The organism is Streptomyces sp. bgisy159 (genome assembly GCF_057707805.1).
This window is the reverse complement of record NZ_JBYIQX010000006.1, coordinates 99,263-121,743: the sequence shown is the minus strand read 5'-3', so window position 1 is coordinate 121,743 and position 22,481 is coordinate 99,263. Positions and strand designations below refer to the sequence as shown.

General features: G+C 75.0%; 18 protein-coding genes, 1 pseudogene and 1 riboswitch. Of the genes and pseudogenes, 13 read left to right on the top strand and 6 right to left on the bottom strand.

All coding sequences use genetic code 11. The features are described 5' to 3' along the window. Positions 1–5 precede the first annotated feature (5 nt). Positions 6–2,312, bottom strand: a complete 2,307-nt coding sequence (gene hypF, locus AC3ET3_RS08810) for a carbamoyltransferase HypF (RefSeq protein ID WP_432138442.1) — start codon at positions 2,310–2,312, stop codon at positions 6–8. After that, a complete protein-coding gene (locus AC3ET3_RS08805; protein WP_435611933.1) occupies positions 2,309–2,812 on the bottom strand; it encodes a hydrogenase maturation protease in 504 nt (167 codons plus the stop codon). Before AC3ET3_RS08805 ends, hypF begins: the two co-directional genes overlap by 4 nt. 245 nt (positions 2,813–3,057) lie before the next feature. Here AC3ET3_RS08805 and AC3ET3_RS08800 point away from each other — a divergent pair, with 245 nt between their 5' ends. From AC3ET3_RS08800 to ppdK, 3 genes are all read left to right on the top strand, one after another. Further along, on the top strand, positions 3,058–3,939 hold the full coding sequence (locus AC3ET3_RS08800) for a fructosamine kinase family protein (protein ID WP_435611956.1): 882 nt from the start codon (positions 3,058–3,060) through the stop codon (positions 3,937–3,939). Positions 3,940–4,161: 222 nt separating this feature from the next. Then, on the top strand, positions 4,162–5,085 hold the full coding sequence (locus AC3ET3_RS08795; protein WP_432157724.1) for a universal stress protein: 924 nt from the start codon (positions 4,162–4,164) through the stop codon (positions 5,083–5,085). Positions 5,086–5,216: 131 nt separating this feature from the next. Beyond that, positions 5,217–7,904 (top strand): pyruvate, phosphate dikinase, encoded by a 2,688-nt coding sequence (gene ppdK / locus AC3ET3_RS08790; protein WP_432138445.1) that lies wholly within the window; start codon positions 5,217–5,219, stop codon positions 7,902–7,904. 108 nt (positions 7,905–8,012) lie between these two features. Here the strand turns inward: ppdK and AC3ET3_RS08785 are convergent, their stop codons facing one another. After that, the gene (locus AC3ET3_RS08785; protein ID WP_435611932.1) at positions 8,013–8,363 is read right to left on the bottom strand and encodes a DUF8129 domain-containing protein; all 351 of its coding nucleotides are present in this window, start codon (positions 8,361–8,363) and stop codon (positions 8,013–8,015) included. A 62-nt stretch (positions 8,364–8,425) separates the two neighbouring features. Then, positions 8,426–8,791, bottom strand: a complete 366-nt coding sequence (locus tag AC3ET3_RS08780; protein WP_432138447.1) for a DUF6479 family protein — start codon at positions 8,789–8,791, stop codon at positions 8,426–8,428. 136 nt (positions 8,792–8,927) lie between these two features. Between AC3ET3_RS08780 and AC3ET3_RS08775 the strand changes: the two genes are divergently transcribed. Continuing rightward, a complete protein-coding gene (locus AC3ET3_RS08775) occupies positions 8,928–9,302 on the top strand; it encodes a four-helix bundle copper-binding protein (protein ID WP_432138448.1) in 375 nt (124 codons plus the stop codon). A gap of 56 nt (positions 9,303–9,358) precedes the next feature. Here AC3ET3_RS08775 and AC3ET3_RS08770 read toward each other — a convergent pair whose 3' ends face one another. Further along, positions 9,359–9,943, bottom strand: a complete 585-nt coding sequence (locus AC3ET3_RS08770) for a histidine phosphatase family protein (RefSeq protein WP_435611931.1) — start codon at positions 9,941–9,943, stop codon at positions 9,359–9,361. A gap of 538 nt (positions 9,944–10,481) precedes the next feature. After that, positions 10,482–10,638: riboswitch (cobalamin riboswitch) on the top strand. Positions 10,639–10,673: 35 nt separating this feature from the next. Here AC3ET3_RS08770 and AC3ET3_RS08765 point away from each other — a divergent pair. From AC3ET3_RS08765 to AC3ET3_RS08745, 5 genes and pseudogenes are all read left to right on the top strand, one after another. Further along, positions 10,674–10,901: a CbtB domain-containing protein gene (locus tag AC3ET3_RS08765; protein ID WP_432138450.1), complete on the top strand. Its 228-nt coding sequence runs from the start codon at positions 10,674–10,676 to the stop codon at positions 10,899–10,901. A 26-nt stretch (positions 10,902–10,927) separates the two neighbouring features. Then, positions 10,928–11,686 carry a CbtA family protein gene (locus AC3ET3_RS08760; RefSeq protein WP_432157727.1) on the top strand — a complete coding sequence of 253 codons (759 nt, stop codon included), beginning with the start codon at positions 10,928–10,930 and terminating at the stop codon, positions 11,684–11,686. Positions 11,687–11,850: 164 nt separating this feature from the next. After that, complete coding sequence (locus AC3ET3_RS08755; RefSeq protein ID WP_432157729.1) at positions 11,851–13,029, top strand: acyl-CoA dehydrogenase family protein; 1,179 nt, start codon at positions 11,851–11,853, stop codon at positions 13,027–13,029. Positions 13,030–13,151: 122 nt separating this feature from the next. Beyond that, a pseudogene (locus AC3ET3_RS08750) lies at positions 13,152–13,280 on the top strand (carbohydrate ABC transporter permease); the annotation flags it as partial. Beyond that, the gene (locus AC3ET3_RS08745) at positions 13,275–13,436 is read left to right on the top strand and encodes an alcohol dehydrogenase catalytic domain-containing protein (RefSeq protein WP_435611955.1); all 162 of its coding nucleotides are present in this window, start codon (positions 13,275–13,277) and stop codon (positions 13,434–13,436) included. The pseudogene AC3ET3_RS08750 and the gene AC3ET3_RS08745, both read left to right, overlap by 6 nt. Positions 13,437–13,531: 95 nt before the next feature. Here AC3ET3_RS08745 and AC3ET3_RS08740 read toward each other — a convergent pair whose 3' ends face one another. Further along, on the bottom strand, positions 13,532–15,205 hold the full coding sequence (locus AC3ET3_RS08740) for a glycoside hydrolase family 13 protein (RefSeq protein ID WP_432138000.1): 1,674 nt from the start codon (positions 15,203–15,205) through the stop codon (positions 13,532–13,534). Positions 15,206–15,569: 364 nt separating this feature from the next. Here AC3ET3_RS08740 and AC3ET3_RS08735 point away from each other — a divergent pair, with 364 nt between their 5' ends. The 4 genes from AC3ET3_RS08735 (at position 15,570) to AC3ET3_RS08720 (ending at position 22,479) form a co-directional block, all read left to right on the top strand. Next, positions 15,570–17,138, top strand: a complete 1,569-nt coding sequence (locus AC3ET3_RS08735; protein ID WP_432138001.1) for a phytoene desaturase family protein — start codon at positions 15,570–15,572, stop codon at positions 17,136–17,138. A gap of 164 nt (positions 17,139–17,302) precedes the next feature. Further along, positions 17,303–18,412, top strand: a complete 1,110-nt coding sequence (locus AC3ET3_RS08730; protein ID WP_432138002.1) for an NAD(P)H-dependent flavin oxidoreductase — start codon at positions 17,303–17,305, stop codon at positions 18,410–18,412. Beyond that, entirely contained in the window at positions 18,409–19,977 is a 1,569-nt protein-coding gene (locus tag AC3ET3_RS08725; RefSeq protein WP_432138003.1) for an acyl-CoA synthetase, read from the top strand. The genes AC3ET3_RS08730 and AC3ET3_RS08725 overlap by 4 nt, the downstream gene beginning before the upstream one ends. 912 nt (positions 19,978–20,889) lie before the next feature. Then, positions 20,890–22,479 (top strand): hypothetical protein, encoded by a 1,590-nt coding sequence (locus tag AC3ET3_RS08720; protein WP_435611930.1) that lies wholly within the window; start codon positions 20,890–20,892, stop codon positions 22,477–22,479. Positions 22,480–22,481: the final 2 nt, after the last annotated feature.

The following is a 22,481-nucleotide window of genomic DNA, read 5'->3' as shown; positions in this document are numbered from 1 at the left end:
CGCCCTCATCCTTCCCGTGCCGACCGCGCCAACCGCGCCGCGGCGACCGCGGCCTGCCCGAAGCTGATTCCGCCGTCCCCCACCGGTACCTGCCCCCCGACCAGCACCCGCAGCCCCTGCGCGTGCAGCCGCCGCCGTACGTCGGTCAGCAGCCGGCGGTTGACGAAGCAGCCCCCGCCCAGGCACACCGTCCGCGGCCCGCCCTCGGCCACCACCCGGCCGACCAGCTCGCCGGTCACCACCGCCAGGGTCTGGTGGAAGGCAGCCGCCAGCGACCCGGCCGGCTCGCCGCGCCGCCGCCTGCGCAGCAGGTCGACGAGGGTCGGCCGGGGGTCGTACACCCACAGCCCGGCCACCCGCGCCAGCCGGTGCTCCAGCGGCACGGCCCGCTCCTCGCCGGCCGCCGCCTCCAGCCGCACGGCCGCCTCCCCCTCGTACGACATCCGCCCGCCGGCGAGGCCGAGCAGCGCGGCCACCGTGTCGAAGAGCCGTCCCGCGCTGGAGGCGCGCGGGCAGTTGACGTCCCGCTCCACCATCGTCCGCACGGCACGGAACTCGGCCGGGTCCAGGCCGTCCAGGAAGGGCCGCAGCAGCCACGGCCCGGGAGGCGGGGAGCCCAGCGGCTCGCCGCCCAGCACCTGGCCGAGGGCCGTGCGGGCCGGATGGCGCACGGCCGCCTCGCCGCCGGGCAGCGGCGCGGTCGCGAAGCGGCCCGCACGGCGGTACCCGGCCAGATCGGCGACCAGGATCTCCCCGCCCCACAGTGTGCCGTCGTCGCCGAGCCCCAGCCCGTCGTACGCCACTCCGAGGAACGACCCGCGCACCCCGTGCTCGGCGGCGCACGCCGCGACGTGCGCGTGGTGGTGCTGCACGGCGATGCGGCGCAGCGGCCGCTCCTGCGCCCACTGCGTCGACAGGTAGCCGGGGTGCAGATCGTGGGCGACGACGGCCGGCTCGATGCCGGTGAGCCTGCGCAGATGGTCGTACGAGGCCTGGAACGCCTCGTGCGTCGCCACGTCGGAGAGGTCGCCGGTGTGCGGGCCCAGATGGGCCCGGCCGTCGGCGGCCAGCGTGAACGTGTGCTTCAGCTGGGCCCCGACCGCGGCGAGCGGCACCGGCGACTCCAGCGGCAGCGGCGCCGGGGCCAGACCGCGGGCCCGGCGGACGGTCACCCGCACCTGCCCGGCGAACTGCACCACCGAGTCGTCGTAGCGGGAGCGGATCGGCCGGTCGTGGGTGAGGAAGCCGTCCGCCACGGCCGCCAGGTCCCGCCGGGCGGCCTCGTCGTCGACGGCGATCGGCTCGTCGGAGAGGTTGCCGCTGGTCACCACCAGCGGCCGGGCCAGCTCGTCCAGGAGCAGCTGGTGCAGCCCGGTGGTGGGCAGGAACAGACCCGCCCGGGACAGCCCCGGGTGCACCCCGGCCGCCAGCGGCGGGCGTCCGCGGCCGCGGTGCGGCCGGCGCGCCAGCAGGACGACCGGGCGCTCCGGCGCGGTCAGCGCGCGCTTCTCCGAGGTGCTGATCCGGGCGAGCCGGGTGGCCGCCGGCAGGTCCGCGACCATCACGGCGAACGGCTTGGCCGGCCGCCCCTTGCGCCGCCTGAGCTCGGCCACGGCCCGCTCGTCGGTCGCGTCGCACACCAGCTGGTAGCCGCCCAGGCCCTTCACCGCGACGATCCGGCCGGCCGCGACGGCCGCCACCGCGGCGCGCAGCGCCCGCTCGCCGCGCAGGTCCTCCCACGCCGGCGTCGGGCCGCACACCGGGCAGGCCACCGGCTCGGCGTGGAAGCGCCGGTCGCCCGGATCGGCGTACTCGGCCGCGCAGCGCGCGCACAGCGGGAAGCGGCGCATGGTGGTGCGGACCCGGTCGTAGGGCAGGTCCTCGATGATCGTGGCGCGCGGCCCGCAGTCGGTGCAGTTGATGAACGGGTAGCGGTAGCGCCGGTCGGCCGGGTCGCGCAGCTCCCGCAGACAGTTGTCGCACAGGGCCGCGTCCGGCGGCACCTCGCGCGCGGACGTGTCCCCGGGCACCGGCGTGCTGCGCCGCACCTGGAACCCGCGCGCGTACGACGGCTGCCCCGCGCCCGGGGTCAGCCGCACCCGGCGCACCCGGGCCAGGGCCGGCGCGTCGGCGCGCAGCCGGCTCGCGAACTCCTCGATGGCTGCCGGGGCACCGGCCACCTCGCCCTCCACGTGCCCGTTGATGTTGGCGACCCATCCGGCCAGGCCCAGGCCCGCCGCCGTGCGGTACACGAACGGCCGGAAGCCGACGCCCTGCACGGTCCCGTACACCTCGAAGTGCCGCACGCTCATGCCGGCCTCCCGGGCGCCACCGCGCGATACCGGGCGATCTCGTCCTCGACGGCCTCGGCCAGCGGTTCCACGGCCGCGGCGACCGCCGGGCTCAGTCCGGTCCCGAAGTCCGTCCGGGCGCCCTCCACCGCGTACACCACCAGCCGCTCGGGCAACAGGTCCAGTGCGCCGGCCAGTTCCACCGCCTCACCCAGGCCGAGCCCGTGCGAGCTGGTCGACGACGGACGGGCCGGGCCGCCCGCGGCCAGCTCCAGCCGGTGCACGCGGCCCGGACGGCCCGGATGGGCGTGCGCCGCGTCCACCACCACGGCGAGCGAGGCCCCCGCCCACAGTCCGATCAGCCGCCCCGGATCACCGTCGCAGGTGGCGAGGACCGGCCCGGCCGTCGGACCGTCGCCGGCCCGCTCGCGCAGCCGGGTCACCACGGCCCAGCCCACCCCGTCGTCCTGCCGGAAGTCGTTGCCGACGCCGACGACGACGATCGAATCCCGCGCCCTCATACCCGCCACCCTCCGCCCCGCGGCCCCCGCACCACAGGGGCCGAAAGACCCCGGTCCCAGGGCTGAAGCGCCCGCACCCCCGGCCGCCCCCTGTGTCCGGTGGCGGGTGGCGCGTCCCTGGGCGCCGAGTGGCCCGCCGCCGGGATGGTCGTACGCTGGGCGTCGTGCCCGCGGCCCGCCCACCCTCCGACGACGGCCCGTCCGACGACGACGCCTTCACCGACGGCCCGTCCGACGACGACGCCTTGACCGACGGCCCTTCCACCGACGACCCCTCCGGCAACGGCCCTTCGGCCGCCGCGGCCCGCTTCGCCGGCGCCCCGGCCGTCCGCCTGCGACCGCTGTCCGGCGAGCTCGCCGAAGTCACCCTCGCCGACGGCCGCACCGTGATCGTCAAACGCGGTGACGCGCCGCGCGCGGTACGGGCCGAGGCGGCCGGGCTGCGCTGGCTCGCCGACGCCGACACCGTCCCCGTACCGGCGGTGCACGGCCACGACGACCGGTGGCTGGTGACCGACCGGGTGCCCGGCGGCCGACCGAGCCCCGAGGGCGCCGCACGGTTCGGGCGGGAACTGGCCGCGCTGCACGCGGCAGGCGCCCCCGCCTTCGGCGCGCCCCCGCCCGACGGGCCCCGGGAGGCGTACATCGGGCGGGCCCCGATGCGCAACGTCACCGGCGACGACTGGCCCCGCTGGTACGCGGACCACCGGGTGCTGCCCTACCTGCGCACCGCCGTCGACACCGGCACGATCCGCGCGGGCGAGGCGGCCGTCGTGGAACGGGTCTGCGAACGGCTGCCCGAGCTGGCCGGCCCACCGGAACCGCCCGCACGGCTGCACGGCGACCTCTGGAACGGCAACGTCCTGTGGGACGGTGACGGCCGCGCCTGGCTCATCGACCCCGCCGCCCACGGCGGCCACCGCGAGACCGACCTCGCGATGCTCCACCTGTTCGGCTGCCCCCACCTGGACGACGTCCTGGACGGCTACCGGTCGGTCGCCCCGCTGTCCGCCGGCCGGCCCGAACGCGTGGGCCTCCACCAGCTCTTCCCGCTCCTGGTCCACGCGGTGCTCTTCGGCCGGTCCTACGCCGAACAGGCACTGAGGACGGCGCGGCGCCTCGCGTAGCCCACCGCCGGGCAGCACCGACGCCGCACGCCGTACCGCGCGTACGTCCACGCGTTCCACTCCCGCCGCGGCCGTCCCGTCCCGTCCCGTCCCGTCCCGTCCCGCAGGGCCGAACGGACCCCGCCCGGAGCCCTGGCGGCCCCTACCTGCCGCCCCGGCCGCGGGACGACGCTGGCAAGCGGAGACAACGACCGAGCGCAACGGAGCGCAGGAGGTGCGCGCATGCTGCCACCCGTCATCGCCGGAGTGGACGGATCGCCCGAGAGCCTGGCGGCCGCCGAGTGGGCCGCCCGCGAGGCCGTACGCAGGGACCGGCCGCTGCGGCTGGTCCACGCGTGGAACTGGCACCCGCGACCCCACGACGCCCCGACCGGCGCCGCCGTGCGCCATCTGGCCCGGCGGGCCCTGCGCCAGGCAGAGGACCGCATCCGCCGTACCTGCCCGGGCGTCGTCGCCCTCCAGGACCGGCAGGTCGAGGGCCCGGCCACCGGCGCCCTGCTGACCGCCTCGCACGGCGCCGAGCTGCTGGTACTGGGCTCGCGCGGCCTGAGCGGCTTCACCGGCTTCCTCGTCGGCTCGGTCGCGCTGGGCGTCGTCGCCCGCGCCGAGCTGCCCGTCGTGCTGGTCCGCGCGGGCGAGGAGGCCGCCGACGAGCACCTCCCGGCCGCCGACGGCAGCCCCGGCGTCCGCACGCCCTACCGCGACGTGGTGCTGGGCCTGGACGTCGGGGACCCGTGCGACGAGGTCATCGCCTTCGGCTTCGAGACCGCCCGTGCGCGCGGCGCCCGCCTGCGGGTGCTGCACGCCGTCCCGCAGCCCGCGGCCTTCGGACCGGTCGCGGCCACCGCGGGACTCGGCCCCGGCGAGATCGCCCTGGCCGACGGGCCCGCGCGGCTGGCGGAGTGGCAGGAGTTCGTGACCGCCGTGCTCCAGCCCTGGCGCGAGAAGTACCCCGAGGTCGACGTCGAGTCCACCCTCACCGAGGGCCGCGCCGCGTCGCCGCTGATCCGCGCGGCCTCCTCGGCCGGGCTCCTGGTCGTCGGCCGCCGCGTCACCGACCGCCCGGCCGGCCCGCGCACCGGACCCGTCACCCACGCGGTCATCCACCACGCAGGGTGTCCCGTCGCCGTGGTACCCCACACCTGAGAGCCGGCCGCACCGAGCGCCCGCCGGACCCCCGGCGCCGGCCCCCGAGAGCCACCCGCCCACCCCCCGAGAGAGCCGCCCCACCCTCGTCCGAGAGCCGTCGTAGCGCACATCCGAGAGGTCGAGTCCTGATGACCACGTCCACGCAGTACGTGTACACCTTCGCCCAGGGCAGCCGGGAGATGGCCGCCCTGCTCGGCGGCAAGGGGGCCGGACTGGCCGAGATGACCCGGCTCGGGCTGCCCGTGCCGCCCGGGTTCACCGTCACCACCGAGGCCTGCCGGGTGTACCTCGCCACCGGTGCGGAGCCCCCCGAGCTCGCCGCCGAGGCCGCCCGCGCCCTCACCGGCCTGGAGCACGCCATGGGCCGGAGCCTGGGCGCCGCCGGCGACCCGCTGCTCGTGTCCGTCCGCTCCGGTGCCCGGTTCTCCATGCCCGGCATGATGGAGACCATCCTCGACATCGGCCTCAACGACGACTCCGTGCACGGTCTGGCGAAGGCGTCCGGCGACGAGCGGTTCGCCTGGGACTCCTACCGCCGCCTCGTGCAGATGTTCGGCCGCACGGTGATGGGCGTGGACGGCGATCTCTTCGAGCACGCCCTCGCCGCCCACAAGGCCCGGCGCGAGGTGACCGCCGACGACGAGCTGGACACCGAGGAACTGGTCCTGCTCACCGAGGAGTACAAGGACATCGTGCGCCGGGAGACCGGTGAGGACTTCCCGCAGGACCCCGCCGAACAGCTCTCCCGCGCCATCCGCTCGGTCTTCGAGTCCTGGAACGTCGAACGCGCCCGCGTCTACCGCCGCCGCGAACACATCCCCGACGACCTCGGCACCGCCGTCAACGTGCAGGCCATGGTCTTCGGCAACCTCGGCCACGACTCGGGCACCGGCGTCGCCTTCACCCGCGACCCCGCCACCGGCGAACGCGGCGTCTACGGCGACTACCTGCCCGACGCCCAGGGCGAGGACGTCGTCTCCGGCGTCCGCGACGCGCTGCCCCTGCACGCCCTGAAGGAACTCGACCCGCGCGCCTACGTCGAGCTCGGCGACCACATGCGCACCCTGGAGCACCACTACCGCGACCTGTGCGACATCGAGTTCACCATCGAGCGCGGCAAGCTGTGGATCCTGCAGACCCGCGTCGGCAAGCGCACCGCGGAGGCCGCCTTCCGCATCGCCCACGACCTGCGCGAGGAGAGCGCCATCAGCGCCGACGAGGCCCTGATGCGCGTCGACGGCACCGCGCTGACCCGCCTGATGTTCCCCCGCTTCGACACCACCTCCGCGCAGGAGCCGCTCGCCCACGGTGTCCCCGCCTCGCCCGGCGCGGCGGTCGGCGCCGTCGTCTTCGACTCCGCCGAGGCGGTACGGCGGGCCGCCGACGGCGAGGCCACCGTGCTGGTGCGCCGCGAGACCACGCCCGACGACCTGCCCGGCATGATCGCCGCGCAGGCGGTGCTCACCAGCAGGGGCGGCAAGACCAGCCACGCCGCCGTGGTCGCCCGCGGCATGGGCAAGGTGTGCGTGTGCGGCGCCGAGCAGCTCGCCGTCGACACCGAGGCCCGGCGGTTCACCACCGCGGCCGGCCTCGTCGTCCGCGAGGGCGACGTCGTCTCCGTCGACGGCACCGCCGGCACCGTCCACCTCGGCGCCCTCCCGCTCACCGACTCCGAGGTGGCGGGCGCTCTGGAGACCGGAGCGGCCACCGGCAGGCTCACCGCCGCCGTCCTGGAGGCCCTGGACCACGCCGACGCCGTGCGCCGGCTGGAGGTGCGGGCCAACGCCGACACCCCGGAGGACGCCGTCCGCGCCCGCGCCCTCGGCGCCCAGGGCATCGGACTGTGCCGCACCGAGCACATGTTCCTCGGGGAGCGCCGGGAACTCGTCGAGGCGATGATCCTGGCCCGCGACGACACCGCGCGCGAGCAGGCGCTGGCCGCCCTGCTGCCGCTGCAGCGCGACGACTTCACCGCCATCCTGGAGGCGATGGACGGCCTGCCGGTCACCATCCGCCTGATCGACCCGCCGCTGCACGAGTTCCTGCCCGACCGCACCGAACTCGCCGTCCGCATCGCCAGGGCCGAGGCACCCGACCCCCACGACCTCGACCTGCTGGAGGCCGTCGAGCGCATCCACGAGCAGAACCCGATGCTGGGCCTGCGCGGTGTGCGGCTGGGCCTGGCCGTGCCGGGCCTGATGGCCATGCAGGTGCGGGCCATCGCCGAGGCGGCGGTACGGCGGCTCGCCGCCGGCGGCCGGCCCCGCGCCGAGATCATGATCCCCCTCGTCGGGACCGTCGAGGAGCTGCGGCTGGCGCGCGCCGAGGCCGAACGGGTCCTCGCCGAGGTCGCCGCGGAGACCGGCACCGCGCTGGACTGCCCGATCGGCACGATGATCGAGCTGCCGCGGGCCGCGCTCACCGCCGGCCGGATCGCCCGGTCCGCCGACTTCTTCTCCTTCGGCACCAACGACCTCACGCAGACCACCTGGGGCCTGTCCCGCGACGACGCCGAGGCGTCCTTCTTCCCGCTCTACATCGAGAAGGGCGTGTTCGAGGTGTCGCCGTTCGAGACCCTCGACCAGGAGGGCGTGGGTCGGCTGGTGGAACTGGGCGTCGACGCCGGCCGGGCCGTCAACCCCGGCCTGGAGACCGGGGTGTGCGGCGAGCACGGCGGTGACCCGCGGTCGATCCACTTCTTCCACCGGGCGGGCCTGGACTACGTCTCCTGCTCGCCGTTCCGCATCCCGGCCGCCCGGCTGGAGGCCGGCCGGGCCGCCCTGACCGACACGACGGACACCAGCGACAGCCGGTGACCGGGCGCCGGTGCGCACACACCCCGGGCGCGGAGGCCGAAGGGCCCCGCGCCCGGGGTACGCGCCCGTACTCCCTCCGCACGGGCGCGCCGGGCGGAGGGTCTCACCTCAGACGCGGTCGCCCTTGGGCTTGCCCCGCTGGTCCGGGGTGCCGTGCGGCGGTGGGCTGAAGGGCTGCGGAGAGGTCGCCGGCGACACCGGGGAGCCGGTCCGCCGCTCGTACTGCTCGGGACGCAGGGCGCCCGGATCGCCGGACGTCGGCTCGGCACCCGCGTCCGACCGCTCCAGCCGGGACGTCAGCACCTCGGTGATCGGAAGCCGGTCGGCGTGCGTCCGCTCGTACGCGAGGAGTTCCTCCACCTCGCCGGCGGACAGGGAGCGCACCCGGCTCTCCAGGCCGCCGATCGGCAGATGGTCGTAGTCGGGCAGTGGCAGGCTGCTGCGGCCGGGGCCGGCCATGCATCTCACTTCCGTTCCGCGGGGTGGGCGAGGGGTACCGGCCGCGGGGCCGGGCGCGCGGCTCAGTGCGCGCCGAGGCCGCCGCCGCCGAACGAACCGCTGGAGCCCTTGCTCCAGCGCGGCCGTTTCGTCGACGTGCCGGGCCGGGTCCTCATGTTGGACAGTTCGTAGGGCGTCAGTGGACGACCGCCCTCGGGAGTAGGGGGCACGTCCTCGGGCTCCCGGCTCTCCCGGATCTCGTGCACCGGGCCGCCCGGGGGCACGTGCGGCTGTTCCTCGGGGCGCGGGCACGGCGGCTCCCGCAGCTTGATTCGCGAGCCCAGCCAGAAGGCGCCGCCCAGCATGGCCAGCAGGGCCACGCCGACCGCGAACAGCGCCAGGCTGAGCAGGCCGCTGGTGGCGGCCATCTGCATGGATGCGCTACTCATATCAGGCGAATACCCCTGCAACCGGACGCGAACCACGCCGTGGTGCACCCTCACCGACCGTCGCCGCGCCCGTGCGGGCCGTACCGGGGGAGGGAACCGGGGGTTTGGCGCGGGGGCGCGGGGCTACCCGTGCGCCGTGACTACGTCGCCTTCCCAACAGGAGCTCTACCGGTTCCTGGAGGAACGCTTCGCGTGTGCGCAGGCGTGCACCGAGTGTGCGCGTGTCTGCGCGACGCGTGCGAGCCTCGTGGACCCGAGTGGATCCGGACAGCACGAGCCCGCCCGACGCAAGGGGATCATGTGCGCCGAGGCCTGCGACGCGACCTGCCGGGTGCTCGCCGAGCAGACCCACCTCGACGAGAGCGGCCTGCGAGCCCAGCTCGAATGGTGCCGCGCCGTCTGTCTGGAGAGCGCCCACGTCTTCGACGCGGAACCGGGCGCCGAGGAGGCCGCCAGAGCCTGCCGCACCTGCGCCCGCGCCTGCACCGACTTCCTGGACACGCTGGTCTAGTTCCTGACGGGCGGGCGTCCGGGGCCCCTGTGGGGGGCAAGGACGGCGCACGCTCGCTAAGTGTCCCCGTCGAGCGGGGCCAGGGGCCGTCCCATCCGTACGTTCCACCGCCCCGCCCGGCCGCTGAGTTCCACCGCCGTCAGCGGCGGGACGTCGGCACGCCAGAAGGCCTCGTCCGGTGCGCCCAGGGCGCGTACCACCGCCGCCCGGACCAGCTCGGGTTCGATCACCGCGACCGCCCGCCCCACCCGCTCCGGCAGCGCGTCCAGCCAGGCCGCCGTCCGGTCGCACACCGCCCGCACCGACTCCCCGCCGTGCGGCGCGGCCCCGGGGTCGCCCAGCCAGGCGGCCAGCGCCGCCGGCTCACGCGCCCCCACCTCCGCGAGGGTCTCCCCGCGCCAGCGCCCCGCGTCCAGCGCCGCCAGTGCCGGATCCTCGACCGCGTCCAGCCCCATCGCGGCGGCCGTCTCGCGGCACCGGACGGTGGGCGAGGCAAAGGCAGGCCCGGCCCCGGGCAGCGTGCCCGCCGCCTCCCTCGCCCGTCGTAGCCCCACCGGATCCAGGGGGCGGCCGTCGTCGAAGCGGGCCTCGCGCAGGGCCTCGCTGAGCGCGGGTGACACCAGGACCAGCCGGACCGTCACAGGGCACCTCTCCTCACCGAGCACCTCTCTCGGCGACCGACGGTCTCACAGCGCTCGGCACCCCGGCCGACGAAGTGATCTTCGTCTCGCCGGGGAGGCCGAACGGGCAGGAACGTGACGCCGCTTCGATACGACCCCACCGCTCCGGCGACGCCCCGTCGGCCCGCCGCACCGGCCCCCGGTTCGGCCGTACCGGAGAGGGTCGCGACACCGTCGCGGCGGCGCGCGTCGGCCCGCCGAGCCGGTCGAGCCCGTCGCCCTCCCGCGCGCCAACTCACCCTGTGCGAAGCCTACTTGCGCCTTCCGTCGACCCTCCTCACTGCGACCGGAGACCCGATCCGGCCGTCCTCGGCCGGCCACCGCCCCGGCCGGCCCGACGTCCCCTCGGTACCCGCCCCGCCCCCTCGGGTACGCCCGCACCATCTGCCCTCGGTCCGGCGGCGGTTCGCCCTCCTCGCCGCCCGGAGCCGCCGCCGCGGCCCGTCCACTGCGTCGCGCGCGAAGGGGGCGCGTCCGCCGTCACGCCACGCGCCCTTGGCCCGAACTGCGGTTTCGCGGTACGGTCTCGGGCGATATCGACGACGGTCACGCGGAAGCCGGTGGAAGTCCGGCACGGTCGCGCCACTGTGAGTCCGCTGTCGCACGCGCGTGCGGAGGCGGATGAGTCAGACCCGCGCCGTCGTCCTGTGCACCACCGAGCCGGGACGCGAGTTCCCCAGGAGGTCCTGCCATGGCGCAGTCCGCTGTCCAGCCCAGCGTCACCCCCACCCCCGCCGCCGTACCCGCCAAGCTGCCGCTCTCGGCGATCGCCCCCTGGGCGGTCTTCTTCGGCATCCTGATGCTGGTGCTGCTCTACTTCGTCGGCGCCGAGCAGGGCGCCACCGCGCTGACGTCCGGCGACGGCGTCCACGAATGGGTGCACGACGCCCGCCACCTGCTCGGCTTCCCGTGCCACTGACGGCCGCGAAGGAAACCGGCATACCGATGAACTCGGCAACCGTGCGCACCCTCCTGGTGCGCGGCATGCTCGCGGGTCTCGCCGCGGGCCTGCTCGCCCTCGTCGTCGCCTACTTCCTCGGCGAGCCGCACGTCGACGCGGCCATCGCCTTCGAGGAGGCGCACCCCCACGAACACGGCGGCGGCGAACCCGTCAGCCGCACGATGCAGTCCACCGCGGGCCTGTCCACCGGCGTCCTCGTCTACGGTGTCGCGTTCGGCGGCATCGCCGCCCTCGCGTTCTGCTTCGCGCTCGGCCGGACCGGACGCTTCGGGCCGCGCGCGAGTGCGCTGCTGCTCGCGGCCGCCGGCCTGCTCGCCGTCTACGTGGTGCCGTTCCTGAAGTACCCCGCCAACCCGCCGGCGGTCGGCGAGGCCGACACCATCGGCCGGCGCACATCGCTGTACTTCCTGATGGTGGTACTGAGCGTGCTGCTCGCCGTCGGGACCGTCATCCTGGGCAGACGTCTGGCGCCACGCCTCGGGAACTGGAACGCGACGGTCGCGGCAGGGGCGTTCTTCGTCCTCGCCGTCGGCCTCGCCTACGCCTTCCTGCCGTCCTTCAACGAGGTGCCGGACCATTTCCCGGCCCTCCTGCTGTGGAAGTTCCGCCTCGCGGCCCTCGCCGTGCAGGCCACCCTGTGGACCGCCTTCGGACTGGTCTTCGGGGAGCTGGCGGAACGGGCGCTCGCGCCCAGGCCCGCACGGACGGCATCCGTCACCCGGGCGACACCCGTCGCCCACTGACCACGCCCAACCCCCCACCCGCACCGAGCGGACGGCCCCCGGCGCACGCCGGGGGCCGTCCGCGTGCCCGCACCCTTCCCGCCTCCCCGGCATTCCCAATTTCTGCAACACGTTCTACGGTGGGCGCCGTCAGGAGACCGGCCTTGGGCCCCGCAGGAGGCGCCGTGCACCTCGACCACACCCCCGAGCAACTCCGGCTCCGCGCCGAACTGCGCGACTACTTCGCCGAGTTGGTGCCCGACAACGCCTACGCCCGGCACGTCGACCCGGTCGCCGCCAAGCGCTTCTACCGCACCACGATCCGCCGCCTCGGCGCCGACGGCTGGCTCGGCGTCGGCTGGCCGAAGGAGTACGGCGGACGCGGACTGACCCCCGTCGAGCAGTTCGTCTTCTTCGACGAGGCCGCGCGGGCCGGCGTACCGCTGCCGCTGATGGCGCTCAACACCGTCGGCCCCACGATCATGCGGTACGGCACGGACGAGCAGAAGGCGTACTTCCTGCCCCGCATCCTCTCCGGCGAGATCGACTTCGCCATCGGCTACAGCGAGCCCGGCGCCGGCACCGACCTGGCGGCCCTGCGCACCCGGGCGGTGCGCGACGGCGACACGTACGTCGTCGACGGGCAGAAGATCTGGACGACCAACGGCGACACGGCGGACTGGGTGTGGCTGGCGGTGCGCACCGACCCGGACGCCCCGCCGCACAAGGGCATCACCATGCTGCTGGTCCCGACCACCGACCCCGGCTACTCCTGCACCCTGATCCACACCCTCGCCTCGCACGACACCACCGCCAGCTACTACGAGAACGTCCGCGTCCCCGTCTCCCGCCGCGTCGGCGCCGAGAACGAGGGTTGGCGACTGATCACCAACCAGCTCAACCACGAGCGCGTCACCCTCGCCGCGCACGGCACCATGGCCATCCGCGCCCTGCACGACGTGCAGCGCTGGGCCGCGGAGACCAAACTCGCCGACGGCCGCCGGGTGCTGGACCTGCCGTGGGTGCGCCGCCTGCTGGCCCGGACCCACGTCCGCCTCGACGCCCTGAAACTCCTCAACTGGCGGATGGTCGCCGCCCTCCAGAACGGCACCCTCACCCCCCAGGAGGCATCCGCCGTCAAGGTCTACGGCTCCGAGGCGCGCCGTGACGCCTACGCCTGGCTCCTGGAGGTCGTCGCCGCACCCGGCGCCCTCCAGGAGGGCTCGGCCGGCGCCGTGCTCCACGGCGAACTGGAACGCGGCTACCGCTCGGCCGTGATCTTCACCTTCGGCGGCGGCAACAACGAGATCCAGCGCGAGATCATCTCCTGGATCGGCCTGGGCATGCCCCGCGTACGGCGCTGACGCGCGACAACCCTGTTTCCCGGCCGCCGGGCCGGACACCGTGTGCCCGGTGACGACGCCGGGCATCGCGCATCCCCGCGTGGGACGATGGTGGAGGTCGGCAGAGGCGCAGTGCCGATCACGTAAGGATGGTGCGGTCCTTCCTCGCCGAGGTGCCCCGGGAGATCCTGGAGGCGGCCGAGGTCGACGGTGCGGGACTGCCCACGGTGCTGCTGCGGATCGTCGCCCCCGTTGCCACGCCGGGGATCGCCGGATTCGACACCCACGCCGCCGGACACCATCCGTTCATCGGTCTGCCCTACCACCCCGGCCACGAGGCGGTGGGCGTCGTGGTGGCCACCGTCGGGGGGCCGCGGACTTCGCCCCCCGGCGACGGGGTGATCGTCGAACCGGGCCCGGCTCGGTGAGTGTGCCCCGTGCGCGATCGGACGGCTCCTCGCGGCCGACGGCTCCCTCGCGAAGACCGGACGGGCCCTGGCGGACAGGCGGGCAGGTGGGACGGCTACGCCGAGAGCCAGACCGCCTCGTCAGGTGAGAGCAGCCCGTCCTCCACGGTGTCGCTGGCCAGAAGGACCGATGCGTGGTCGGGGAGCCGGTAGACCTCGGTCGAGAGGTTGACCACGCAGATGAATCCCGGGTCCCGGCGGAACACCAGGACGCCCCGGGGGGCGTCGATCCAGGCGAGGTCGCCGTCGCCGAGTGCGGGGTGCTCGCGGCGCAGCCGCAGGGCACCGCGGTAGAGCTCGAGCATGGAGGTCGCGTCCCCGGTCTGCGCCTCCACGGTGCGCTCGGCCCAGTCCGCCGGCTGCGGAAGCCAGGGGGCCGCCGAGGCGTCCTCGGGGCTGAATCCGTACGGTGCCGCCTGCCCGGACCACGGAACGGGCACGCGGCAGCCGTCACGGCCCCGGTCGGTGTGCCCGGACCGCTCCCAGATGGGGTCCTGGAGCACGTCCTCCGGCAGGTCCTCGACCTCGGGGAGCCCGAGTTCCTCACCCTGGTAGATGTAGGCGCCGCCGGGCAGGGCCAGCATCAGCAGGGCCGCCGCGCGGGCGCGGCGGACGCCCAGGTCGAGGTCGAGGGGACCTTCGGGACGGTACGGCTCGTTCACGGCCCATCGCTTGACCGTCGTGCGGCCGTAGCGGCTGGTGTGGCGCATGACGTCGTGGTTGGAGAGCACCCAGGTGGCCGGTGCGTCGACCGCACCGAGCATCCGGAGCGAGTCGTCGATGACCGTGCGAAGGTCCTGCGCATCCCAACTCGACATCAAAAAGTCGAAGTTGAACGCGGTGTGCAGGGCGTCCCGACGGACGTACGCGGCGAGTCGTTCGGGGGTCTCGGCCCACGCCTCGGCGACGAAACACCGGTCGCCGGGGAACTCGTCGGCCACCTTGCGCCAGGCGCGGTAGATGTCGTGGACCTCGTCGCGGTCCCAGTGGGGGTGGTCGACGTGCTGCCGGGGCCGCCCCTGAGCGGCGGCGGGGGGAACGACGGCACCCGGCACGCCGAATTCCTGGCGGGGCGGCAGGTCGGGCAGTTCGGGGTGCTTGACCAGACCGTGCGCGACGTCGATGCGGAAGCCGTCCACACCCCGGCCGAACCAGAAGCGCAGGATCGACTCGAACTCCGCCCGTACCTCGGCGTGCTCCCAGTTGAGGTCCGGCTGCTCGGGGGCGAACAGGTGCAGGTACCAGTCCCCGTCGGGCAGCCGGGTCCACGCCGGGCCGCCGAAACAGGAGACCCAGTCGTTGGGCGGTTCCGCGCCGTCGGGTCCCCTTCCGGGCCGGAAGACGTAGCGCTCACGTTCCGGGCTCCCGGGGCCGGCCGCCAGCGCGGCCCGGAACCAGGCGTGCTGGTCTGAGGTGTGGTTGGGGACGATGTCGGGGATGACGCGGATGCCGTGGAGGTGCGCCTCGGCGATGAGCTGTTCGGCATCGGCCAGAGTGCCGAACAGGGGGTCGATCTCACGGTAGTCGGTCACGTCGTAACCGTGGTCGGCCATCGGCGACTTGTACCACGGGTTGATCCAGATGGCGTCCACACCGAGCGACTTCAGGTACGGAAGGCGGGAACGGATGCCGGCGATGTCGCCGATGCCGTCACCGTTGCCGTCGGCGAAGCTGCGGATGTAGACCTGATAGATGACGGCGTTGCGCCACCACGGTGCGGTACCGGACATACTCTGCGTTACTCCTTCGAGGATCGAGGATCGAGGGCGGGGCGCGTACGGCCCCGGTGTCTACTTCACCGCGCCGGCGGTGAGTCCGGCGACGATGCGGCCTGGAAGAGCAGCACCATCACCACCAGGGGAACGGTGACCAGGACTCTGCCGCCACCCCGGCACGTGCTGCGCGCGATCGGCCGCCTCGGTCCGGACGCCCGTCCGAGTCGGTCCGGCCTCCGGCTGACGACGCCGGACGCCTCCTCTTGAGGGCCCCCGCCGGACTTGGGCCCCGCGCCCCGCCTCCCGGTGGCGATCGCGCGCCGACGGCCACCCGCCCGGCCACCTGGCCCCTGTCGATCGCCCCGTGCTACCAAGAACCATGTCCGCACACGAGGCGACCCGCAGCCATGACGTCGTGATCATCGGCGGAGGCCACAACGGGCTGGTGGCCGCCGCCTACCTGGCCCGGGCGGGCCGGTCCGTGCTGGTGCTGGAACGGCTGGGCCGCACCGGGGGCGCCGCCGTCTCCACGCGCCCCTTCACCGGCGTGGACGCCCGACTCTCACGCTACTCCTACCTGGTCAGCCTGTTGCCGCGGAAGATCGTGCGCGATCTGGGGCTGGACTTCCGGGTGCGGGCCCGGCAGATCTCCTCCTACACGCCGGTCGAGCGCGGCGGACGGGCCACGGGGCTGCTGGTCGGCGGGGGCGAGCGGCGCACCCGGGAGGCGTTCGAGCGACTGACCGGCGGGGAGCGCGAGTACGCCGCGTGGCAGAGCTTCTACGGCCTGACCGGGCACGTCGCCGAGCGGGTCTTCCCGACACTGACCGAACCGCTGCCCACCCGCGCCGAGCTGCGCCGCCGCGTCGACGACGAAGAGGCCTGGCGGGTGCTGTTCGAGGAGCCGATCGGCGCCGCGATCGAGGACCGGTTCGCGGACGACGTGGTACGGGGCGTGGTGCTCACCGACGCCCTCATCGGCACCTTCGCCGACGCGCACGAAGCCTCCCTCGCCCAGAACCGCTGCTTCCTCTACCACGTGATCGGCGGGGGCACCGGCGCCTGGGACGTGCCCGTCGGCGGGATGGGCGCCCTCACCGACGCGCTCGCGTCGGCGGCCCGCGGGGCAGGCGCGGTCCTCGCCACCGGCCACGAGGCGCTGCGTGTGCACACCGACGGCCGCCGTGCGGAGGTCACCTACCGCACCGCCGACGGCGAGGGCCTGGCCGCCGCCCGGCACGTGCTGGTCGGCGCCTCCCCGCAGGAGCTGGCGGCGCTCACCGGCGACACCCCGCCGGAGCCGGCCGAGGGCGCCCAGCTCAAGGTGAACATGCTGCTCAGGCGGCTGCCCCGGCTGCGGGACAGCTCCGTCGACCCGCGCGAGGCGTTCGCCGGGACCTTCCACATCGCCGAGGGGTACCGGCAGCTGGCCACCGCCCACGCCCAGGCCGCCACGGGGCACCTGCCGGCCGTGCCGCCCTCGGAGATCTACTGCCACTCGCTGACCGACCCGACGATCCTCGCCCCCGACCTGGTCGCCCGGGGATACCAGACCCTCACCCTGTTCGGCCTGCACACCCCCGCCCGGCTCTTCCGGCGGGACAACGACGCGGTCCGTGCGCGGCTCCTCGACCTGACCCTCGCCCAGCTCGACGCCCATCTGGCGGAACCGCTCGCCGACTGCCTGGCCACCGACGCCGACGGCCGGCCCTGCGTCGAGGCCAGGACCCCGCTCGACCTGGAGCGCGACCTGCGGCTGCCCGGCGGCAACATCTTCCACCGCGCGCTGTCCTGGCCGTACGCGCAGGAGGGTACGGGCCGTTGGGGTGTGGAGACGCGGCACGGCAATGTCCTGCTGTGCGGGGCGGGCGCGGTGCGTGGCGGCGGGGTCAGCGGGGTGCCCGGCCACAACGCCGCGATGGCCGTGCTGGAGCGGGACGGGACCTGACCGGGGCGGCCTGAAGAGGACCACTTCGACGGGCCGAACGAGGTGGAAGAAGGCGGTGTTCCACCAGTAGGGCGGGTGCCGGACGGCGGGACCGCTCCCCAGATAACTGACGGAGCATCAGAAAAGCTCTTCCGTCGTACGGGGGTCTCGGGCATCCTGCGCGCATGCAGACGGAGCTGAGCAAGAGACTGGGAGTCGAGCACGCCCTCTTCGGCTTCACACCGTTCCCGGCCGTCGCCGCGGCGATCAGCCGGGCCGGCGGGTTCGGCGTGCTCGGCGCGGTCCGCTACACCGCCCCCGACGACCTCAAGCGCGACCTCGACTGGCTGGACGCCCACACCGGCGGCCGGCCCTACGGCCTGGACGTCGTCATGCCGGCCAAGAAGGTCGAGGGCGTCACCGAGGCCGACGTGGAAGCGATGATCCCGGAGACCCACCGCGCGTTCGTCCGCGACACCCTCGCCCGCTACGGGGTCCCCGACCTGCCCGACGGGGAGGCGTCCGGCTGGCGCATCACCGGCTGGATGGAGCAGGTCGCCCGTACCCAGCTCGACGTGGCCTTCGACCACCCGATCGCCCTCCTCGCCAACGCCCTCGGCTCCCCGCCGGCCGACGTGATCGCGCGCGCCCACGACCAGGGCGTCCTGGTCGCCGCGCTGGCCGGAAGCGCGCGCCACGCGGTGAAACACGTGCGGGCCGGCATCGACATCGTCGTGGCGCAGGGCTACGAGGCCGGCGGCCACACCGGGGACATCGCCTCCATGGTGCTGACGCCCGAGGTCGTCACGGCGGTCGCCCCCCTGCCCGTGCTGGCGGCCGGAGGCATAGGCAGCGGCGAGCAGGCCGCGGCCGCCCTCGCCCTCGGCGCCCAGGGCGTCTGGCTGGGCTCGGTCTGGCTGACCACCGCCGAGGCCGAACTCACCTCTCCCGCCCTGACCCGCAAACTCCTTGCCGCGGGCTCCGGCGACACCGTGCGCTCCCGTGCCCTGACCGGCAAGCCGGCCCGTCAGCTGCGCACCGAGTGGACGGACGCCTGGGACGACCCGGCCGGCCCCGGCACCCTACCCATGCCCTTGCAGGGACTCCTGGTCGCCGATGCCCTCTCGCGCATCCAGCGGTACGAGGTGGAACCCCTCCTCGGCACGCCCGTCGGCCAGATCGTCGGGCGGATGAACGAGGTCCGCGACGTCCAGGCCGTCGTCGACGACCTGACCCGCGGCTTCGAACGGGCCGTCGACCGGCTCGACCGCATCGCCGGAAGGAGCGCCCGGTGACGACCACCCCCGCTCGGCCCGCGCCTCCCGCCGGCTTCTGGGCGCAGGCCACCGCCGACCCCGGACGTACCGTCCTGATCGCCCCCGACGGCGAGGAATGGACCGCGGGACGCCTGCACGCCGCCGCCAACCGGCTGGTCCACGGCCTGCGCGCCGCCGGACTGGCACGCGGGGACGCGTTCGCCGTGGTGCTGCCCAACTCGGCGGAGTTCCTCACCGCCCACCTCGCCGCCACCCAGGCCGGCCTCTACCTCGTCCCCGTCAACCATCATCTGGTCGGCCCCGAGATCGCCTGGATCATCGCCGACTCCGGCGCCAAGGTCCTCATCACCCACGCCCGTCACGGCGACGCGGCCCGCCGGGCCGCCGACGAGGCCGGCCTGCCCGCGGACCGGCGGTACGCGGTCGGTGACGTCGCGGGCTTCCGGCCGTACGCCGAACTCCTCGACGGACAGCCCGAGTCGCCCCCGGCCGAGCGCACCCTCGGCTGGGTGATGAACTACACCTCCGGTACGACGGGCCGACCGCGCGGCATCCGGCGGCCCCTGCCCGGCACCCTTCCCGAACAGGCCCACCTCGGCGGCTTCCTCGGCATCTTCGGCATCCGGCCGTTCGACGACAACGTCCACCTCGTCTGCTCGCCCCTGTACCACACGGCCGTGCTGCAGTTCGCTTCCGCGTCCCTGCACATCGGCCACCGGCTGGTCCTGATGGACAAGTGGACGCCCGAGGAGATGCTCCGCCTCGTCGACACCCACCGGTGCACCCACACCCACATGGTGCCCACCCAGTTCCACCGCCTGCTCGCCCTGCCCGAGCCGGTCCGCCGGTCCTACGACGTGTCGTCGATGCGGCACGCCGTCCACGGCGCCGCGCCCTGCCCCGACCACGTCAAGCGGGCCATGATCGACTGGTGGGGGAGCTGCGTGGAGGAGTACTACGCGGCCAGTGAGGGCGGCGGCGCCTTCGCGACGGCCGAGGACTGGCTGAAGCGTCCCGGCACCGTCGGCAGGGCCTGGCCCATCAGCGAACTCGCGATCTTCGACGACGACGGCAACCGGCTGCCGCCCGGGCGGCTCGGCACGGTCTACATGAGGATGACCACCGGCGGCTTCAGCTACCACAAGGACGAGCAGAAGACCCGCAGGAACCGCATCGGCGACTTCTTCACCGTCGGCGACCTCGGCTACCTCGACGAGGACGGCTATCTCTTCCTGCGCGACCGCAAGATCGACATGATCATCTCGGGCGGGGTCAACATCTACCCCGCCGAGATCGAATCGGCCCTGCTCGCCCACCCGGCCGTCGCCGACGCCGCCGCTTTCGGCATCCCGCACGACGACTGGGGCGAGGAGGTCAAGGCCGTCGTCGAACCGGCCCCCGGCCACACCCCGGGGCCGGACCTCGCCGCCGCCCTGCTCGCCCACTGCGCCGACCGCCTGGCCGGCTACAAACGCCCGAGGAGCATCGACTTCGTCCCCGAGATGCCCCGCGACCCCAACGGCAAGCTGTACAAGCGGCGGCTGCGGGACCCGTACTGGGCGGGCCGCACCCGCGCCGTCTGACCGTACGGCGGCTCGGTCGTGCACCAGCCCCGTCGGCCGCTCGGCGGAGCGTCGGCACGGGGGCGGGCGCCCCGCGCCTGCGGGCACGTGAGCGGCACGCCGGGCAGGCCGGGCAGGCCGGCCCGCTCATACCGAGTACGCCGGGTGGGCCGAGTGCGGCGGCCGCGCCGTGGCCGCCGGCGCCGACAGCCGCCGTCGGCACCGAGGCGGCGTCCCGCACCGGTGCCCCCGCGGGGCGGCGATGCCGCCCGCCACCACCCGCGACGCCCCGGCCCTGAGAGCCCGGCCGTCCCCCCGTGCCGTGCCGCCCCTGCCCGCACCCGTCTGCGCCGCCGCCCCGTGACCTGGCCGGCCAGGTCCGGGACCTCGCTGGCCAGGTCCGGCCCGTCGTCGTCCTTCCGCCTCGCCGTGGCCGCGTCCCCGCCTCGGCCAGGGCTGGCACCTGCCGGATCCGCAGCACGCCATGCCCGCGCGCCGACAGACCGGCGCGCACTCCGACGTGGAACGCACCGCGCGGGGCCGCGGCCCGGCGCCCCGTTCCGGCGAAGGCGCGCTCCCGAAGTGGCGCCCCCAGCGGCGCCCCCGAAGCGGGCGTGCCCCAGGGGCCCCCGGGGGACGTCACACAAAGGGATGCGCGGCATCCGTGCCCGGCACGGATCGCCCGCGCGTCGTACGGATGCCCCTCCGACCAGCGTGCCCGTCCGCCGGCGAGCGGGCCGCGGGCCCGACGGCCGTCGCCCGACCGGCTCAGCGGCGGTGCGTCGTGAGAGGCGCCGAGGTGTGAAGCGTGTGACCGTCGTGGAACGGATGGCCGGCGAAGGCCCCGGACGGTCGACCTACGCCACCGGGAGGCCGCACACCACCCCGGGCGGTCACCGAGTACCCGGGAGCCCACGGCACGAGGAGACGCCGATGACGGTCGACGGAGCAGGGACGCGGACGGGAGTCGGGGCCGCTGACGCCTTCGGCCGGCTGCGCGCGGTGGCCGACGCCGTCCTCTACGAGGGCTATCTGCTGTACCCCTACCGCAGGTCCTCCCCGAAGAACCGGGTGCGCTGGCAGTTCGGCGTCCTCAGCCCGCGGGACTGGGCGGAGCGGGACGGGCCGGTGCCGCCAGGCCTCTCCGGCTCGGTGGACTCCTGGTACCAGCAGACCCAGTGCCTGCTGCGGGCCGCCCCGACCACCGTGCTCCGTGTACAGGTCCGCTACCTGCAGCTCCAGTACAAGCAGATCGAGCGACGGGAAGCCGACGGCCGGTACCGGCCCGTGGAGTCGCTGGCGGCCGGTGACGCGGTCCACCTCACCTTCGACGAGGCCGTGCCCCGCGAGGTGGACATCGTCGTCCCGCTCGAACGGCTGCTCGACCACGAGTACCGGGTGCCCGCGGGCGCGCCGGCCGGGGAGGACACCGAGCCGCTGCCCGGCGGGATCGGCCGGGTGGTGCGCCGGCGCCATCCCAGCGAGGCGGTGACCGCACTGCGCGCCGAACGCGTGCGGGACGGCGCCCCGGCGCTCTACCGGCTCACCGTGCGCACCGAGAACACCGGCGCGTCACCCGGCGCCGGCGTCCCCCGCGCCGAAGTCCTGCGTCACGCGCTCCTGGCCACCCACACCCTCGTCGGCGCGGACGACGGGACCGAGTTCCTGTCCCTGACCGATCCGCCGCCCCCGTACCAGGACCTCGCCCGCACCTGCCGCAACCTGCACACCTTCCCCGTCCTCGGAGGCGAACCCGGCGGGGGCCGCGAACACCCGGCCCCCGGCGTGTCCGGCGTCCTGCTGTCCGCGCCCATCCTGCTGCCCGACCACCCCCAGGTGGCGCCCGAGAGCCCCGGCGACCTGCACGACGCCGCCGAGATCGACGAGATCCTCTCCCTGCGCACCCTGCTCCTCACCGACGAGGAGAAGCGCGAGGCACGGGCCACCGACCCGCGCGCCGCCGACATCCTCGACCGGGTGGAGGGCATGCCCCCGGAGATGTTCGCCAAGCTGCACGGGGCCATCCGATCCCTGCGGCCGGCCGCCCCCACCGCGTGCTCCACCCCGGCGGCCGCCCCGGCACCGGTCACCCCGGTCACCGCCCCCGCCCCGGTCTCCGCCCCCGCGCCCACCCCGGGACCGCTGCCCGGCGTCCCCTGGTGGCACGACGGCGGCGACGACGGACTGTCCCCGACGACCGACACCGTCCTCGTCGACGGGGTGCCCGTCGCCGCCGGCAGCGCCGTGCGGCTGCGCCCGGCCGGGCGGGGCGCCGACGCCCAGGACATGTTCCTGGCGGGCCGCACCGCCACGGTGGCCGCCGTCCTGCACGACGTGGACGGCAGCCTGCACGTCGCCGTCACGCTCGACGACGACCCGGCGGCCGAGCTCCACGGCTGGTACGGCCGCTTCCACTACTTCCGCCCCCACGAACTCACCCCCCTCACCCCGGCAGCGCCCCCCGCCGTGCCCCCGCCGGGTCAGCAGCCGCGTCCGCCCCGCGCACCCCGACCACACCCCTGACC